This window comes from Streptomyces anulatus (genome assembly GCF_000721175.1).
Classification (GTDB): Bacteria; Actinomycetota; Actinomycetes; order Streptomycetales; family Streptomycetaceae; genus Streptomyces; species Streptomyces anulatus_C.
In genome coordinates this window covers 24,950-40,915 of sequence record NZ_JOEZ01000011.1, presented here as the reverse complement: position 1 = coordinate 40,915, position 15,966 = coordinate 24,950, and the positions used below count along the sequence as shown (strand labels likewise).

The window sequence follows — 15,966 nt, the reverse complement described above, 5'->3', positions numbered from 1 at the left end:
GCGCCCCACCCTACGGGGCACTCCGCTGTCCCGGCAGGGCCGGGCGCCCGGGAACGTACGCGTCAGGACCCGGCAGGGAGTGCTCCCCGGGTCCCACCGACGCCGCCACGGCGACGGGTGCGGAGGGCACGGGCGAGCCCCGGCGTCCGGACGGCGGCCCCTGGCTGGGCACCATCGTCTCGACCACCGTCGAGGCACTCTCCGCCACCCCCTGCGGACGACGGGCCCGATAGGCGGCCCGGTACGCGGCGGGGGAGGAGCCGAGCTGGCGGCGGAAGTGCCCGCGCAGCGCGACCGGGGAGCGGAAGCCGCAGCGGCCGGCGACCTCGTCGACCGAGTAGTCGGAGGTCTCCAGCAGCCGCTGCGCCTGCAGCACCCGCTGGGTGATCAGCCACTGCAGCGGTGCGCTGCCGGTGAGCGAACGGAACCTGCGGTCGAAGGTCCGTCTGCTCATGTAGGCGCGCGCGGCGAGCGTCTCCACGTCGAACTGCTCGTGCAGATGCTCCAGGGCCCAGGCCACGACCTCGGCGAGCGGGTCGGACCCGATCTCCTCCGGTAAAGACCTGTCCAGGTAGCGCTCCTGCCCGCCACTGCGCCGCGGCGGCACGACGAGCCGGCGGGCGAGTGCCCCGGCGGCTTCCGTGCCGTGGTCGGTGCGGACTATATGGAGGCAGAGATCGATCCCGGCGGCCGTGCCGGCGGAGGTGAGCACATCACCGTCGTCCACGAACAGCTCGCGCGGATCGACGTGCACCGACGGATAGCGCTTGGCCAGCGTCGGTGCGTACATCCAGTGCGTGGTGGCCGGCCGGCCGTCCAGCAGGCCGGCGGCCGCGAGCACGAAGGCTCCCGTGCACAGACCGACGATGCGGGCGCCCTCCTCGTGGGCGCGCCGCAGCGCGTCCAGTGCCTCGGCGGGCGGCGGCGAGGTGATCGACCGCCAGGCGGGCACCACCACGGTGCCGGCTCTGCTGATCGCCTCCAGGCCGTACGGCGCGGTGAGTTCGAGCCCACCGGTGGTGCGCAACGGTCCTTCCTCGCCGCCGCAGACCAGCAGGCGGTAGCGGGGAACTCCCGCGTCCTGCCGGTCGATTCCGAAAACGGAGAGCGGGATGGAGCTCTCGAAGATAGGGCCGCCGCTGAACAGCAGCACGGCAACGACTTCCCGGCGTCGCCGCCCGGTCAGCTTGCGTGCGGCCTCCGTCGCGGCGGCGGAGTCCTGGCTCATGACGCTAAGCCCCCCTCGGTGTTCGCGTCTCCCTGGTCCTTACGGGCCTGTCGCTCCTGCACGTTTCCCCTCGGTGTCGCACGTGTCCCCAGTCTCCGATTTCCAAGATCGAATCTACTGCGTCGCGTGGTCCCGCCGTGACACCTTCCCCCACCAGCTCAATGTCGATAAGGAAACGTGGCGTGAAGCGTTCGATCACGAAGCGTTTCACTCGCGAAGCGCACAGGGAAGTGCCCTTCGACAACGTGGCCCGTCCGCGTCGGGTGAAAGCGTACCGCGCGGTCCGTTCCTGCCTGGTGGGCGGTGGGGTGTCCGGCCATCCGGTGAAAGGATCGGCGCCCAGGCGAAGTTGGCTGAAAACTATCGGTTGTGTGTGCTGTATCCGGTCACGCCGGGCGCACAACCGCCTCATGGCAACCGCACCGGCGCGCTCCCTCGACCCCCGTGAACCACGGTGTGCTCGGACTGCCGCGGGAAGCTGCGGCGGGCCGTCGTGGCACGGGCGAGGCCGAGGACGAAGCGGGGCCGCAGCACCGACCGGTACGCCGTGGAGCACGAGAACCGCAGGTTCGGGCGGGCGGTCGGCGACGGCCCGCCGGACCGGGCCGCCCGCCGTTCCCGTCGCCGCCGCCGGGCTCCTCCCGGACGAGGGTCGCGCGGGGCTCCGCGCGGTGTCACTCCCCGGGGTGCGGGCCCGGTGACGGCGTGGCCAACGGAGACCGGGTGCGGGCGTCACCGGCGGGTGCGCCGGGCGGTCGCGGGCCGTCGCCAAAAACAGGACGACCGACGGTGTTCGACCCCTCCGAGGCCCGTGTACGGCACAACCGGCATTGCCATCCCGGACAGGCTCGGGCATGCTCCCTCCAGCGTCGCGCACGCTTTTGCGGGGGTCTGGGCGGTGGAGGAGTGACGCCGTACCCTTGGGGGTATGGGCTTGGGAAGATGATTCCCGGACAGAGCTTCACCACCAGCTGATGCACCTCTCGAAACCGTTCCCTCCTCACGAGGACTCTCTTCGCCGAGACACCGATGGCCGGTCACGAAATCCCTGAACCCAAAGACCGCAAGCCGGTAGCCGACCCCGCGTCGGAGCCGCGGACGGTCGAAGAAGCACGCCCTGCGTGCGATCCCGCCTTCCGGCACGGAGTGGTGGTCGGTTTCGACGGCTCCACGTCCAGTGAGCGGGCGCTCGCCTACGCCATCGGCATGGCCGGACGCTCGGGCTCCGGTCTGATCATCGTCCACGTCGCCAACCGGCTGCCGACCACGGTCTGGGCGGGCTGCGAGCCCCCCGTCTTCGTCGACGTCCCCGATCACCGCACCGAAGTCCTCGGCCTGGAACTGGCCTGCGCGGACTACCTCTCCGAGGTGCCCTGGGTGCTCGTCGAGCGAGGCGGCGACATCTGCCACGAGCTGGAGGAGGTCGGCCGGGAGTACGCCGCCGACGCCATCGTCGTGGGCTCCACGCACGGCATCGTCGGCCGGATCTTCGGGTCCGTGGCCGGCCGCCTCGCCCGTCGCGCGCAACGCCCCGTCATCGTCATTCCCTGAGCGCCCCGACATCCCTGAGGAACCGTCAGCGGGCCCTGGGGCAGCACACGCCTGGCCCCGTACCGTCCTCGCGACGGTACGGGGCCAGGCGTCTGCGCACCGCCGTCTACTCGACCGTCACGGACTTCGCCAGGTTGCGCGGCTTGTCGATGTCGCGGCCCATGGCGAGGGCCGTGTGGTACGCGAAGAGCTGGAGCGGGATGCCCATGAGGATCGGGTCCAGCTCGTTCTCGTTCTTCGGCACGACGATGGTGTGGTCGGCCTTCTCCTGCACCTGGTGGGCGACGGCGAGGATACGGCCGCTGCGGGCCTTGATCTCCTCCATCGCGGCGCGGTTCTTCTCCAGCAGGTCGTCGTCCGGCACGATCGCCACGGTCGGCATCGCGGGCTCGATCAGCGCGAGCGGGCCGTGCTTCAGCTCGGAGGCCGGGTAGGCCTCGGCGTGGATGTACGAGACCTCCTTCAGCTTCAGCGAGGCCTCGCGGGCCACCGGGTAGCCGCGCACCCGGCCGATGAACATCATCGACTTGGCGTCCGCGTACTCCGCCGCGAGCCGCTTGATCTCGTCCTCGTTCGCCAGGATCTCGCTGATCTGCTCCGGCAGCCGGCGCAGCCCGTCGATGATCCGCTTGCCGTCCGCGACCGACAGGTCACGGATCCGGCCCAGGTGCAGCGCGAACAGCGCGAAGGCGACCACGGTGTTGGTGAAGCACTTGGTGGAGACCACACAGACCTCCGGGCCCGCGTGGACGTACGTGCCGCCGTCGGCCTCCCGGGCGATCGCGGAGCCGACCACGTTGACCACGCCGAGGACCCGGGCGCCCTTGCGCTTCAGCTCCTGGACGGCGGCCAGCACGTCGTACGTCTCGCCCGACTGGGAGACCGCGATGTACAGGGTGTCGGGGTCCACGACCGGGTTGCGGTAGCGGAACTCGGAGGCCGGCTCGGCGTCGGCGGGGATGCGGGCGAGTTCCTCGATCAGCTGGGCGCCGATCTGGCCCGCGTGGTACGAGGTGCCGCAGCCGAGGATCTTGATCCGGCGCACCCCGCGCGCCTCGCGGGCGTCCAGGTTGAGGCCGCCCAGGTGCACGGTGGAGAACCGGTCGTCGATCCGGCCGCGCAGCACGCGGTCCACGGCGTCGGCCTGCTCGGAGATCTCCTTGTGCATGTACGTGTCGTGGCCGCCCATGTCGTACGACTCGGCCTCCCACTCCACGGTGGTCGGCGTGGCCGTCGTGGTCGAGCCCTCCGTGGTGTACGTACGGAAGTCGTCGGCCTTCAGGGTGGCCATCTCGCCGTCGTCCAGGGTGACGACCTGGCGGGTGTGGGCGACCAGGGCGGCGACGTCGGAGGCGACGAACATCTCCTTCTCGCCGATGCCGAGGACGACCGGGGAGCCGTTGCGGGCGACCACGATGCGGTCGTTGAAGTCGGCGTGCAGCACGGCGATGCCGTAGGTGCCCTCGACGTGGCGCAGCGCCTCGCGGACCTTCTCCTCCAGGGTGTCGGCCTGGGCGCGGGCGATCAGGTGGACCAGCACCTCGGTGTCGGTCTCGGAGAGGAAGACGGTCCCGTCGGCGGTGAGCCTGGCCCGCAGCTCGGAGGCGTTGTCGATGATCCCGTTGTGGACGACGGCGACCTTGTTCTCCGCGTCCAGGTGCGGGTGGGCGTTCTCGTCGCTCGGCGCGCCGTGGGTGGCCCAGCGGGTGTGCGCGATGCCGGTGGTGCCGGCGAACCGCTTGGGGACCTTGGCCTCCAGCTCGCGGACCCGGCCCTTGGCCTTGACCATCTTCAGCGCGCCCGGCTTGCCCGCGGCGGCCTTGCCGGTGATGACGATGCCCGCGGAGTCGTACCCCCGGTACTCCAGCCGCTGCAGGCCTTCCAGCAGCAGCGGAGCGACGTCACGCCTTCCGATGTATCCGACGATCCCGCACATGATTCTCTGCCCCTCCATCGACGTACACGTACACGCATGCGTTCGGCGCCCCGCACGGGCGCCCGGCTCGCTCAGCCGTAGACGATGCGGCGCAGCTGGCGGAGCGAGAGCTCCGGCGGCGCCACGGCGCGGTGCGGCAGCTCGGCCGCGATCCGCTCGAAGATCTCCGTGTTGACCAGGCCGCCGGACTGCAGTTCGCGGTGGCGGCGCCGGACGAAGTCGTCGGTGCTCTCGTCGAAGTACGCCAGCACGTCGAGGATCACCCGGGCCGCCTCGCCGCGCTGGAGCGCGGTGGAGCGTACGAGGTGATCGATGAGGTCGTCGTGCGACGAGCGGCGTTCAAGCACCCGTCGATATTGCGTGTCGGGGCGTTCTTATGCAAGAAATCTGCCCGAAATCGGGCAGGGGGCCTCCGAAGGGCTGGCCGATCGGGTCACATGCTGCGCAGAACGGCCTGTTTCGCGGTGCTGAACTCCTCGTCGGTGAGCACCCCGGCCCGGTGCAGCTCGCCCAGCTCCCGCAGTCGCCGCAGCAGCGCGTCGTGATCCCCGGCGGGCGGGGCGACGGGCTCCGCCGCCTTGGCCAGGGACGGGGCCGTCTCCGGTGCGTCCAGCGCCGCCCGGGCCCCGGGCAGCCGCATCATCACCGCCGCCGCGACCAGGACCGCGGTGTACTCCTTCTTCGACAGCCCCCACAGGTCCAGGGCGTACGTGTCGTACTTCGGCGGCGCGGAGGAGGGGCCGTCCACCGGCTCGAAGCGGAGGTAGCCGTTCTCCAGCCCGATCGAGGGCAGCCACCGTACGCCCGCGATCCGCGACAGCGGGAGGACGGTCGGGCCCCCGGCGGTCTTGGACTCCTCGGCCTTCCAGTTCCAGGTCAGCCGGACCGTCTCGCCGTCGAAGGACGCCGTGCCGTCGCCGCCCCCGCCGGAGACCGGCAGCGCGGGGCCGGGCAGCAGGAAGCGGTCCACAGGGCCGTCCGGCACCTGCTCGATCAGCAGCGCGTTGCGGACCTCGTCGACGAAGTACTCCGCGACCCCCGTGCGGTCCTTCTCCACGGTCAGCACATAGGGGTCGGCGCCGTCCTTCAGGCGGCCGTCGGCGGCCCGCAGCACCGGGCAGGCGCCGCCGCGCAGCCGTAGCCGCAGCCGCCCGCCCTTGCGGTCCGGTTCGAAGGAGATGCCCGCCACCGCCTGCACCGGCACGGCTATCTCACCCAGTTGCTGCCGGAGCGGGTGCGCCTTTCCCCCCGGCACGATGCGCACGGTGCCCCCGTCGAACGTCCACGTTCCGTCCCGCTGGATGATTTCTGCCATGGCCCCGATTCTGCCAGCCCGCCGCCTGTGCGCCCCAGGGCAGAAGGTGAGCGCCCGAGGGACCGTCCTCGGTCTCGATGGCCTGGAAGCCGGCGGCGACGAGCTGGCCGGAGGTGGCCGGTTCCTCGGTGAGTTTGTAGGCGGTTCCGGCCAGGGTGGAGGAGACCTCCTCCAGGTGGTCCGGCAGGACCTCCTCGGAGGTCCGGCGGAGTTGCCGCAGCTTGATGAAGAACTCCAGTGTTTACAAGGGGAGTTCGGAGCCGGCCCGCTGCCCGGTGATGGTCTCGCCCTCGACCTGCCAGTGGTCCGGGGCGAAGAGGTGCGCCGTGAAACGGTACTCGGCGGACGCGCCCTCACTACGGTCGGTGTAGCGGTCGTCACCGAGCGGCGTGGGGGCCGGCAGCCGCTCGTGGCTGAATTCCGCCAGTGCTTTGCGTACCGGCAGTCGGTTTGCGGTGGCCGAGCGCCCCGGGGAGAGGTGGGCGACGCTGCCGGTGAGGGCGGGCGTCATCGCTCGTCCCCTCCGGTTGCTGCTTCGAACTGCTCCCGGGTGCAGGCGCTGAGCAGGACGTCCTTCTCCGGTTCGGCGATCTCCCGGAGCACCTCGAAGCCGACGGCCTTGTCGAGGACCTGTACGGCGCTGTTGGTCACGTCGGGCTCGACGCCGACGCGCCGCACGACGGGTCGGCGAAGAGGGAATCCATCACGGCGGTGACCACGGCCCGGGTGAAGCCGTGCACCGGGGAGTCGGCGGGGGCGACCGGGAAGTGGATCCCGACGTCGCCGGGCTCCGCCTTGTACAGCCCCTTCGGCTCGACGAGGGTGGTCGCCGCCGAGCCTTCCTCGCGGGACTCTGCCGGACGGGCGGGAGGGTGTCGACCGAATAGGCGGCGGCACACGGCGGCGGGGGCACGCCCGGTCGACCCGGCCGTGCCCCCGCCGCCGCGCGTTCAGGCCCCGAGCCCGACAGGCTGCTCGGTCCCGCCCTGCGGGGCTCCGGCGCCCGAAGGGGCGCCGCTGCCGTCGCCGCCCGTCGTCGCCGGGCGCCGGGCGCGGAGGCCGAACGCGCTGACGGCGGCGGCGATCAGCGCGGCGGCCAGCGGGACGACCAGGGCAGCCCGGTACCCGTCGAGGAGGGCGGCAGGCGAAGTCCCGTCGGTGGCGGCGATGTTGACGGCGGCCACGGCGGACAGCCCCAGCGCGGCCCCGAACTGGAAGGACGTGTAGAGCAGTCCGCCCGCCACACCCTGCTCCTCCTCGGCGATGCCGTCGGTGGCCACGATGGTGAGGGGTCCGTAGACCAGGGAGAAGGCCACACCCAGGAGGAGCAGGCCCGGGAACATGGCCGCGTACGTCCAGTCCGCGGCGAGCGGAAGGAACAGGGCGTACGACAGCGACGCGACGAGCAGCCCGCCGAAGATGGTCCGGGCGTTGCCGAACCGGGCCACCAGCCTCGGGGTGAGCAGCGGCGAGAGGACCGCGTCCACGCCGATGACGATCAGCGCGAAGCTGGTCTGCAGGGACGACCAGCCGCGCAGTTCCTGGAGGTAGAGCACGGCGATGAACTGGAAGCCGAAGAACCCCGCGGCGAACAGCAGCCCCGACACGTTGGCGCGGACCAGCGACCCGCTGCGGAAGAGGCCCAGGCGGACCAGTGGCGAGGACGAGGCGCGCTCGATGAGGACGAACGCGAGGAAGAGGAGCAGGGCCGCGCCGATCGTGAGGACGGTCCAGCCGGCCGGGGCGTGCGTGGCCCGCTCGACGCCGAAGACGAGGAGCAGGATCCCGGCGGTGACGGTGACCGCTCCGGCCAGGTCGACGCCCTTCCCGGTGCGGTCCGGGCGGGGTGAGACGGGGACCAGCGCGAGCGCGGCGACCAGGATGACGAACGAGAGGATGACCGGGGCGAAGAACACCCAGCGCCAGTCGATGGCGGAGAGCAGCCCGCCGACGACCAGGCCGATGGAGAAGCCGCCCGCGGCGGTACCCGCGTAGACGAGCAGGGCCTTGTCGCGCTGCGGCCCTTCCGGGAAGCCGGTGGTGATGATCGACAGGCCGGCCGGGGTCATGAAGGCCGCGGCGACCCCCGTCACGAAGCGGGCGAGGATCAGCATCCAGCCCTCGGTGGCCAGGCCGCCCAGCCCGGAGAAGAGCAGGAACACCACCAGCCAGAGGACGAACATCCGGCGACGGCCGAACAGATCTGCCGCCCGTCCGCCCAGCAGCATGAAACCGCCGTAGCCCAGGACGTACGCGCTCATCACCCACTGGAGGGTGCCGGTGGACAGGTCCAGATCCTCACGGATCGCGGGCATGGCCACGTTCAGCATGGCCACATCGATGCCCTCGAGGAAGATCGCGCCGCACAGGACGAGCAGCACGCCCCAGGCGCGCCCGGTCATGCGGTCACTGCTCGGACGTGGATGGGAGGGTGATGAGGACACGGGACTTCTCCTTGTACGCGGGCGAAAGGGCATGGCGCATGGCCGCAACTGCGGTCAGATGCGGCGGGGTTCGTGTGTAGACGCCTCAAGGGGCGCGAAACGGCGACGAGTTACCGAACTGTCGGTCGGTTCCCTCTTGTAACCACTCGAAGCTTGCGGCACCGTGGGGAGGTATGGAAGAAGGCACTTCGAAGTCACCGAGTCACTGCGCGCATACCACCACCGGGCGGGACTACGACATCAGCCAGTGGGACGTGCGCGAGGGATGCGAGGTGCGGCAGATCCTCGACCGCGTCGCGGACAAGTGGTCGCTCCTCGCCATCGCCCACCTGGAACGCCGCACGCTGCGCTTCTCCGAGCTGCGCAGGCTGATCGAAGGCATCAGTCAGCGCATGCTGACGGTGACCCTGCGCCAGCTCGAACGCGACGGTCTGGTGCGGCGCACGGTCTACCCCGTCGTCCCGCCCCGCGTGGAGTACGAGCTCACGGAGCTGGGCGCGACGCTGCACACGACGATCCGGTCCCTGGTCGACTGGACCGAGGGTCACCAGCAGGAGATCGCGAAGGCGCGTTCCGACTACGACAGCCGTCAGGGCGTCGGGGTGCTCGCCGGCCGAGGGGCGTCTCGCCATGCCCACGCGACCGGCGGCGCACTACAGTGAACCGGTGACCACACCTCAGGGGGACGCCGTGTCGCGCGTGGATACGGGCGGCTGAAGATCCGCCACGCCTGGCGCTGAGGACCTCCGGAACGCGCGGCTCGCGAACGTGCGGGACACGGACTGTCGGCCGGGTCTTCCCGTCGCGGCCCACTCCGGGACAGCCCTTAGCCGGATTGGCCGCCATGGATGTTCCATGGCGGCCAAAAGGCAGTCGGACTATCGGGCGGCAGATCAGCCCGCCAGACCCAACTCCCGTGCGATCAGCATCCGCTGGACCTCCGACGTCCCCTCGCCGATCTCCAGGATCTTCGAGTCGCGCCACATCCGGGCCACCGGGTACTCGTTCATGAAGCCGTAGCCGCCGTGGATCTGCGTCGCCTCGCGTGCGTTGTCCACCGCGACCGTCGAGGAGTACAGCTTCGCGATCGCCGCCTCCTTCTTGAACGGCTCGCCCGCCACCAGCCGCGACGCCGCGTCGCGCCACCCCACGCGGGCCATGTGGGCGCGCATCTCCATGTCGGCGATCTTGAACTGGATCGCCTGGTTCGCACCGATCGGCTTGCCGAAGGCGTGGCGCTCGGCCGCGTACTTCACCGACTCGTCCACGCAGCCCTGCGCCAGGCCCGTGGCCAGCGCCGAGATCGCGACCCGGCCCTCGTCCAGGATCCGCAGGAACTGCGCGTAGCCGCGGCCCTGCTCGCCCAGGAGGTTCGCCGCCGGGACGCGGACGTCGGAGAAGGACAGCTCCCGGGTGTCCGAGGCGTTCCAGCCGACCTTGGAGTAGGGGGCGGCGACCGTGAAGCCGGGGGTGCCGGAGGGGACGATGATCGCGGAGATCAACGGCCGGCCGTCCTCCTTGCGGCCGGTCACCGCCGTGACCGTGACCAACTCGGTGATGTCGGTGCCGGAGTTGGTGATGAAGCACTTCGAGCCGTTGATCACCCACTCGTTCGTGGCCTCGTCCAGCACCGCCGTCGTCCGTGTGCCGCCCGCGTCCGAGCCGCCGTCCGGCTCGGTCAGGCCGAACGCGCCCAGCGCCTCGCCCGCACACAGCTTCGGCAGCCACTGCCGCTTCTGCTCCTCCGTGCCGAACAGGTGCAGCGGCATGGCGCCCAGCGAGACCCCGGCCTCCAGGGTGATCGCCACCGAGGAGTCCACCCGGGCCAACTCCTCCAGGGCGATCCCGAGCGCCAGGTAGTCGCCGCCCATGCCGCCGTACTCCTCAGGGAACGGCAGCCCGAACAGGCCCATCCGGCCCATCTCGCGCACGATCTCGTACGGGAATTCATGGCGCTCGTAGAAGTCGCCGATCTTCGGCGCGACCACGTCGTGCGCGAACGCCTCGACCGTGCGGCGCAGTTCCTCGTGCTCGGCGGTCAGCCGGTGGTCCAGGGACATGGGTAACTCACTCCTTGTGGGAGGCGGAAGAAGAGGAAGGGGCAAGAGCGCGGACCGTGCGGGATGGGCTCGGTCGGCCCAGGTGTTCGGCCAGCCAGACGCTGGTGGCGGTCAGGGCGTCCAGGTCGACGCCCGTCTCGATGCCGAGGCCGTCGAGCATCCAGACCAGGTCCTCGGTGGCGAGGTTGCCCGTGGCGCTCTTCGCGTACGGGCAGCCGCCCAGGCCGCCCGCCGAGGCGTCGACCGTGCTCACGCCGTGCTGGAGCGCAGCCAGTGTGTTGGACAGTGCCTGGCCGTACGTGTCGTGGAAGTGGACGCCGATCGCCTCCGTGGGGACGGCCGCCTCGTTCAGCGCCGTCAGCAGGGCCGTTACGTGGCCCGGCGTCGCCACCCCGATCGTGTCGCCCAGCGACAGCTCGTCGCAGCCCAGGTCCATCAGCGCCTTCGCGACCCTGACCACCTGCGCCACCGGCACCGCGCCTTCCCACGGGTCGCCGAAGCACATCGACAGGTACCCGCGCACGTGCACCTTGTCCGCCTTGGCGCGGGCCACCACCGGCTCGAACATGGCGAGGGACTCGTCGACCGTCCGGTTCAGGTTGCGCGCGGCGAACGTCTCCGTCGCCGAGCCGAACACCGCGATCGACCGGGCCCCGAGGGCCAGCGCCCGGTCCAGTCCGCGTTCGTTCGGCACGAGGACCGGGAGGGAGACGTCACCCACGTCCACGATCTCCCCGAGGAGGGGAAACAGGGCTTCCGCGTCCGCCAGTTGGGGCACCCACTTCGGGTGCACGAAGCTCGTCGCCTCGATGGTGGTCAGCCCGGCCACCGCCAGGCGGCGGATGAACTCCGCCTTCACCTCCGTCGGGACGATCTCCTGCTCGTTCTGGAGGCCGTCCCGCGCACCTACTTCGTGGATCCGGACCCGGGCGGGCAGACCGGGGACCGGGACCTTCATGGGCAGCGCTCGCTGGGCCGTCATGCGTCCTCCTGACCGGCGAAGGGGGCCACGACCGCCAGGACCTGGTCCATCGCCACCGTCGCGCCCGCCGTGACGTCCAGCTCGGTCACGGTCCCCGCGTGCGGGGCGGAGATCACGTGCTCCATCTTCATCGCCTCCACCACGAGCAGGCTCTGACCCGCCTCGACCTCGTCCCCGACGGCCACCTTCACCACCGTGACCGTGCCCGGCATCGGGGCCGCCAGGGTGTCCGCCCCGCCCCGGCCCGCCCCGCTCAGGGACGCCTCCACCGGGTCGTGGTCCTGGACGTGCCAGGTGTCGCCGTCCCGGCCGAGCCAGTCGCCGGAGCGGTGGAAGTGGCCCACCGTGCCGTCGAGTTCGACCGTCACCCGGTCGGCCGTGACCGTCGCGCCACGCGGAGCCCCGTACGTCACCGGGTCCGCGCCCGACACCCGCAGCGGGAACACCAGGGGGGCCGGCGCACCCCCCGTCCGCCACCCGCTCGGCACCGAGAACGGGTCCGTCCAGCCGTCCGCGTCCGGCCTCGGCTCCAGCGCCTCCCGGCGGACCGCCGCGGCCGCCGCGTACACCTCGTCCGGAACCCCGTCCGGCACCAGGCTCTCCGCCTCGCGCTCCACCAGCCCCGTGTCCAGGTCGCCGGAGACCACGTCCGGGTGGGCCAGCAGGCGGCGCAGGAAGCCCGCGTTGGTCGGGACGCCCAGGATCACCGTGTCCGCGAGGGCCGCCCGCAGCTTGCGCAGCGCGGTCGCGCGGTCGGGGCCGTACGCGATGACCTTCGACAGCATCGGGTCGTACAGGCTGCCCACCGGCACGCCCTCGCTGAGCCCCGAGTCCGTCCGCACCCCGCCGCCCTGCGGCTCGCGCAGCGCCAGCACCGTACCGCCGGAAGGAAGGAAGCCGCGAGACGGGTCCTCGGCGCAGACGCGGGCCTCGATCGCCCAGCCGTTCAGCTTGATGTCCTGCTGTGCGTAGGGGAGTCGCTCGCCCGCCGCCACCCGCAGCTGCCACTCCACCAGGTCCAGGCCGGTGATCAGCTCGGTGACCGGGTGCTCCACCTGGAGGCGGGTGTTCATCTCCATGAAGTAGTACGAGGCCGGGTCGTCGCCCGGCACGATGAACTCCACCGTGCCCGCACCGGCGTAGCCGCACGAGCGCGCCGCCTGTACGGCCGCCTCGCCCATCGCCGCCCGGGTCTCCTCGTCGAGCAGGACGCTCGGCGCCTCCTCGATGATCTTCTGGTGGCGCCGCTGGAGCGAGCACTCGCGCTCGCCGAGGTGGATCACGTTGCCGTGGGTGTCGGCCAGCACCTGGATCTCGATGTGGCGCGGCCGGTCGATCCACCGCTCCACGAGCAGCGTGTCGTCGCCGAACGAGGCCCGGGCCTCGCGCCTCGCCGCCGCGATCTCCTCCGGCAGCACCGCCGCGTCGCGGACCAGGCGCATGCCCTTGCCGCCGCCGCCCGCCGAGGGCTTCAGGAGGACCGGCATGCCGATCTCCCGCGCTGCTTCCTCCAGTTGGGCGTCGGTCAGGCCGCTTCCGGACGACCCGGGGACCACCGGGACCCCGGCCGCCGCAACCGTCTCCTTGGCCCGGATCTTGTCGCCCATGAGCGAGATCGCGGAGGCGGGCGGGCCGATGAAGGCCAGGCCCGCGTCCGTGCACGCCTGGGCGAACTCGGCGTTCTCCGCCAGGAATCCGTAGCCGGGGTGAACCGCCTGCGCACCCGTGCGGCGGGCCGCCTTCAGGAGCGCGGGCACCGACAGATAGCTCTCGGCGGCCGGCGGCGGGCCGATCCGGACCGCCGTGTCCGCCTCCCGTACGTGCCGGGCGTCCGCGTCCGCGTCGCTGAAGACCGCGACCGAGCGCACCCCCTGCTCCCGCAGGGTCCGGATCACCCGGACCGCGATCTCGCCGCGGTTGGCGACCAGAACGGTGTCGAACATCGTCATCTGTTCCTCACATCCGGAAGACGCCGAAGCCGGGACCGGCCGGGTCCTTCTGGGGCAGCGGGGCATTGGCGCAGGCCGTGAGGGCGAGGCCCAGCACCTGCCGGGTGTCCACGGGGTCGATCACGCCGTCGTCCCAGAGCCGGGCGGTGGCGTAGTACGCGTTGCCCTGGGTCTCGTACTGGGCGCGGATCGGGGCCTTGAACGTCTCCTCGTCCTCGGCGCTCCAGTCGTCGCCGAGCTGGTCGCGCTTGACGGTGGCGAGGACCGACGCGGCCTGCTCGCCGCCCATCACCGAGATCTTGGCGTTGGGCCACATCCACAGGAAGCGCGGCGAGTACGCCCGGCCGCACATGGAGTAGTTGCCCGCGCCGTACGAACCGCCGACGACGACCGTCAGCTTCGGCACGCGCGTGCAGGCCACGGCCGTGACCATCTTCGCGCCGTGCTTGGCGATGCCGCCCGCTTCGTAGTCCCGGCCGACCATGAAGCCGGAGATGTTCTGGAGGAAGACGAGCGGGATGCCGCGCTGGTCGCACAGCTCGATGAAGTGGGCGCCCTTCTGGGCCGACTCGGAGAACAGGATCCCGTTGTTCGCGACGATCCCGACCGGGTGGCCGTGGATCCGGGCGAAGCCGGTGATCAGCGTCGTGCCGTACTCCGCCTTGAACTCCTGGAACCGCGAGCCGTCCACCACCCGGGCGATCACCTCGCGTACGTCGTAGGGCGTCCGGGAGTCCACCGGGACCGCGCCGTACAGCCCGGCCGGGTCGGCCTTCGGCTCCTCGGCCGGCTCGACCGACCAGGGGAGCGGGGCGCGGTCGGGCAGCGTGGCCACGATGTTGCGGACGATCCGCAGCGCGTGCGCGTCGTCCTCCGCGAGATGGTCGGTGACCCCCGACGTACGGGAGTGGACCTCGCCGCCGCCCAGCTCCTCCGCCGTGACGACCTCACCGGTGGCGGCCTTCACCAGCGGCGGGCCGCCGAGGAAGATCGTGCCCTGGTTGCGGACGATGACGGCCTCGTCGCTCATCGCCGGGACGTACGCCCCGCCCGCCGTGCAGGAACCCAGCACCGCCGCGATCTGCGGGATACCCGCCCCCGACATCCGGGCCTGGTTGTAGAAGATCCGCCCGAAGTGGTCCCGGTCGGGGAAGACCTCGTCCTGCATCGGCAGGAACGCGCCGCCCGAGTCGACCAGATAGAGGCAGGGGAGACGATTCTCCAGGGCCACCTCCTGGGCGCGCAGGTGCTTCTTCACGGTCATCGGGTAGTACGTGCCGCCCTTGACGGTCGCGTCGTTGGCGACGATCACGCACTCGCGGCCACTGACCCGCCCGATCCCGGCGATCACCCCGGCGGCCGGTGCGGCGCCCCCGTACAGCCCCTCGGCCGCCAGCGGTGCCAGCTCCAGGAACGGCGAGCCCGGGTCGAGAAGCGCGTCCACCCGGTCGCGGGGGAGCAGTTTGCCGCGCGCCTCGTGGCGGGCCCGTGCCTTCTCACCCCCGCCCAGCCGTGCCGTGGCGAGGCGCCCCGCCAGCTCGTCGGAGAGCGCGCGATGAGCCGCCTCGTTGGCCTGCCAGGCCTCCGAGGCGGGATCCGCCGCGCTCGCCAGGACCGGTGCCTGCTGCATCGTGTCGAGCCCCCTTGCCCGTACCGCAGTAGTGAAATGGCGTTGACGTGGTGTTAATGAGCGTTAACGCGTTTCCCTCAGGTTAACGAGCGCTAACGACCCTGTCTAGAATGAATCCTCATGAGCACCCATGCCGCCGCCCGCGTCGCGGCTCCCACCCGCCGCGAGCAGATCCTCCGGGAGGCGGCCCGCCTCTTCGCCGAGCGCGGCTTCCACGGTGTCGGCGTCGACGAGATAGGCGCCGCCGTAGGGATCAGCGGCCCCGGCCTCTACCGCCACTTCCCCGGCAAGGACGCGATGCTCGCCGAGCTCCTGGTGGGCATCAGCGAACGCCTGCTGGAGGGCGGACGGCTGCGGGTCACGGAGGACGCCGCCCGGGGCGACGGCTCCCCGGAGGCGCTCCTGGACGCGCTCATCGAGGGCCACATCGACTTCGCCCTCGACGACCGCCCCCTGATCACCCTCCACGACCGCGAGCTCGACCGGCTGCGCGACACGGACCGCAAGCGGGTGCGCCGGCTCCAGCGCGAGTACGTCGAGGTCTGGGTCGGCGTCGTCCGCGCCCTCTACCCGTCACTGCCCGAGAGCCGGGCCCGCGTCACCGTGCACGCCGTCTTCGGCCTGCTGAACTCCACCCCGCACCTGGCCCGCCCCGAGGCCCTGCCCGGCCGCGCGGCGACCGCCGCCCTGCTGCACCGGCTGGCCCGGGGCGCCTTCGCCGCCGCAGAGCCCTCCTGAGCCGGTTTCATGCCCTGGGCCGCTCCTGGGCCGCTCCTGTTCCGATCGTGTTCCGTTCGTGGATGGCGTCGACCCCTGGGCAACCCCGGACGAGGTCCTCACGTCTGTCCGGTCAACACGCAACGAATCGGGG

At 71.5% G+C, this 15,966-nt stretch carries 13 protein-coding genes and 1 pseudogene; 3 read left to right on the top strand and 11 right to left on the bottom strand.

Translation table 11 applies throughout. The annotated features are described in order from the left end of the window. Window positions 1-10: 10 nt before the first annotated feature. Window positions 11-1,228: a helix-turn-helix domain-containing protein gene (locus tag IG90_RS0113910; RefSeq protein WP_030582876.1), complete on the bottom strand. Its 1,218-nt coding sequence runs from the start codon at window positions 1,226-1,228 to the stop codon at window positions 11-13. Window positions 1,229-2,257: 1,029 nt separating this feature from the next. Between IG90_RS0113910 and IG90_RS0113905 the strand changes: the two genes are divergently transcribed. Continuing rightward, complete coding sequence (locus tag IG90_RS0113905) at window positions 2,258-2,779, top strand: universal stress protein (RefSeq protein WP_030582873.1); 522 nt, start codon at window positions 2,258-2,260, stop codon at window positions 2,777-2,779. A gap of 106 nt (window positions 2,780-2,885) precedes the next feature. Here IG90_RS0113905 and glmS read toward each other — a convergent pair whose 3' ends face one another. From glmS to IG90_RS0113870, 6 genes and pseudogenes are all read right to left on the bottom strand, one after another. Continuing rightward, window positions 2,886-4,715: a glutamine--fructose-6-phosphate transaminase (isomerizing) gene (gene glmS, locus IG90_RS0113900; protein ID WP_030582870.1), complete on the bottom strand. Its 1,830-nt coding sequence runs from the start codon at window positions 4,713-4,715 to the stop codon at window positions 2,886-2,888. A gap of 71 nt (window positions 4,716-4,786) precedes the next feature. After that, the gene (locus IG90_RS0113895; RefSeq protein WP_003968990.1) at window positions 4,787-5,062 is read right to left on the bottom strand and encodes a hypothetical protein; all 276 of its coding nucleotides are present in this window, start codon (window positions 5,060-5,062) and stop codon (window positions 4,787-4,789) included. Window positions 5,063-5,148: 86 nt separating this feature from the next. Beyond that, window positions 5,149-6,030 carry a DUF4429 domain-containing protein gene (locus IG90_RS0113885; protein ID WP_030582867.1) on the bottom strand — a complete coding sequence of 294 codons (882 nt, stop codon included), beginning with the start codon at window positions 6,028-6,030 and terminating at the stop codon, window positions 5,149-5,151. Between the two features lie 241 nt (window positions 6,031-6,271). Beyond that, complete coding sequence (locus IG90_RS45810; RefSeq protein ID WP_030582864.1) at window positions 6,272-6,541, bottom strand: hypothetical protein; 270 nt, start codon at window positions 6,539-6,541, stop codon at window positions 6,272-6,274. Beyond that, window positions 6,538-6,854, bottom strand: a pseudogene (locus IG90_RS39420) (GNAT family N-acetyltransferase); the annotation flags it as partial. The gene IG90_RS45810 and the pseudogene IG90_RS39420, both read right to left, overlap by 4 nt. A 126-nt stretch (window positions 6,855-6,980) precedes the next feature. Then, the gene (locus IG90_RS0113870; protein WP_030582860.1) at window positions 6,981-8,432 is read right to left on the bottom strand and encodes an MFS transporter; all 1,452 of its coding nucleotides are present in this window, start codon (window positions 8,430-8,432) and stop codon (window positions 6,981-6,983) included. Between the two features lie 215 nt (window positions 8,433-8,647). On the opposite strand from IG90_RS0113870, the gene IG90_RS0113865 reads away from it, so the two are divergent. Further along, window positions 8,648-9,136 (top strand): winged helix-turn-helix transcriptional regulator, encoded by a 489-nt coding sequence (locus tag IG90_RS0113865; protein ID WP_051859896.1) that lies wholly within the window; start codon window positions 8,648-8,650, stop codon window positions 9,134-9,136. Between the two features lie 231 nt (window positions 9,137-9,367). On the opposite strand, the gene IG90_RS0113860 is transcribed toward IG90_RS0113865, so the two are convergent. From IG90_RS0113860 to IG90_RS0113845, 4 genes are read right to left on the bottom strand one after another with little or no spacing between them, the layout of a single operon-like run. Then, window positions 9,368-10,534 carry an acyl-CoA dehydrogenase family protein gene (locus tag IG90_RS0113860; protein ID WP_030582854.1) on the bottom strand — a complete coding sequence of 389 codons (1,167 nt, stop codon included), beginning with the start codon at window positions 10,532-10,534 and terminating at the stop codon, window positions 9,368-9,370. A gap of 7 nt (window positions 10,535-10,541) precedes the next feature. After that, a complete protein-coding gene (locus tag IG90_RS0113855; RefSeq protein WP_030582851.1) occupies window positions 10,542-11,516 on the bottom strand; it encodes a hydroxymethylglutaryl-CoA lyase in 975 nt (324 codons plus the stop codon). Beyond that, on the bottom strand, window positions 11,513-13,465 hold the full coding sequence (locus IG90_RS0113850) for an acetyl-CoA carboxylase biotin carboxylase subunit (protein WP_030582848.1): 1,953 nt from the start codon (window positions 13,463-13,465) through the stop codon (window positions 11,513-11,515). Before IG90_RS0113850 ends, IG90_RS0113855 begins: the two co-directional genes overlap by 4 nt. A 7-nt stretch (window positions 13,466-13,472) precedes the next feature. Further along, the gene (locus IG90_RS0113845) at window positions 13,473-15,095 is read right to left on the bottom strand and encodes a carboxyl transferase domain-containing protein (RefSeq protein ID WP_030582845.1); all 1,623 of its coding nucleotides are present in this window, start codon (window positions 15,093-15,095) and stop codon (window positions 13,473-13,475) included. A gap of 120 nt (window positions 15,096-15,215) precedes the next feature. On the opposite strand from IG90_RS0113845, the gene IG90_RS0113840 reads away from it, so the two are divergent. Next, window positions 15,216-15,833, top strand: coding sequence for an SACE_7040 family transcriptional regulator (locus tag IG90_RS0113840; RefSeq protein WP_030582842.1), 618 nt, complete (start codon window positions 15,216-15,218; stop codon window positions 15,831-15,833). Window positions 15,834-15,966: the final 133 nt, after the last annotated feature.